General features: G+C 42.0%; 1 protein-coding gene. It reads right to left on the bottom strand.

Translation table 11 applies throughout. The features are described 5' to 3' along the window. Positions 1–12: 12 nt before the first annotated feature. Positions 13–1050 carry a tyrosine-type recombinase/integrase gene (locus BM146_RS18950; RefSeq protein ID WP_074892260.1) on the bottom strand — a complete coding sequence of 346 codons (1038 nt, stop codon included), beginning with the start codon at positions 1048–1050 and terminating at the stop codon, positions 13–15. Between the last annotated feature and the right edge of the window lie 127 nt (positions 1051–1177).

The raw sequence follows: 1177 nt of genomic DNA, 5'->3' as shown, positions 1-1177 counted from the left end.
TCGGATTTATTATTACTGTCTGGCGACCAAAGACTTAAGACTACCGTTATTGTTGTTTTTCCATTTGGCACTTACTCTGGAATCGTTTTCATCTTCTAATGTCGCCATTGCTTTTATCTGATCATCCGTACTGATGTCCAGATAACGCATTGTTGTTGCCAGCTGCTCATGACCAAGCAAAACGGATATTTCCACTATATTCATTCCTTCCTCAAGCCAATGTGAAGCACGTGCATGGCGGAATTGATGTGCATGAAGATCTAAAGGAACATCATTGCATTTCTCATGGGCTTTTTCTGCATACATACGTAGACGTTTCTCTATGGCTTTGGAACTAATCCGTTCTTCTTTACTTCCATTTCTGGAGTAAAAAAGAAATCTTTCCGGATCCGGATTATCGCCATGGGCTGTCTTGAGGTATTTTCTTATGTGAGCGACAGCTTTAGGGAGAAGATAGAGTGTCCTTACTTTGTTGCCTTTTCCAATTACGGTCACATGAGGTTTAGAACCTTCCAAAAACAAGTGCCCGACTTTTATAGATAGTATTTCTGACATTCTAGCTGCTGTTCCGTAAGCGATTATCATAAATACAAGATCCCTTCTTCCGGTCGATGTGGATTGGTTCGGTGTGGCCATCAATGCCTTTACTGCTTTTTTGCTCAGCCCAGACACTTTTTTCTTTTCGATTTTCATTAATGGGATATCAACGGCCTCCGAATACAAGTACTTATATTTGACCTCCCTGGTGCCAAGATATTTCAAATATGTCCTTAATCCACCGAGCCTGATGTTGCATGTATCTGGAGAGAGATGCTCTGTGTTCCTCATGTGCCGCATCCATTCTTCTATAATCGGTCGTTCAAAACATTCGGCAGAAATAGTCTGTGTATTGAAACCTTTGTCGTCCTCGAGAAAACCAAGATATTTGCTCAATGTCGCCTGATAGGATTTCAGAGTATTCTCGCTATCGGTCAAATGGGCGGGAGCGTACACCGATATAAACTCGGAAATGGATTTTGACAGGAATCTCGCTTCTTTACCAGATTTCATCGTTCATCACCTCCGGTACAAGTTCCTCAAAGCCCGCTCCGCTCTTGTTCTCCAAGATTTCTGACATGCGGGGCACTATTGAATAATAGTATTTTGTATGTTCAACACTACAATGCCCCATGCTCTT

It is taken from the genome of Butyrivibrio proteoclasticus (assembly GCF_900115735.1).
Taxonomy (GTDB): Bacteria; Bacillota; Clostridia; order Lachnospirales; family Lachnospiraceae; genus Butyrivibrio; species Butyrivibrio proteoclasticus_B.
Note: the sequence above shows the minus strand (reverse complement) of the source record. Positions and strands in the feature narration are given on the sequence as shown.

Coding starts and splice junctions, on each gene's coding strand:
- BM146_RS18950 (WP_074892260.1), bottom strand. CDS start 1,050: ATGAAATCTGGTAAAGAAGCGAGATTCCTGTCAAAATCCATTTCCGAG.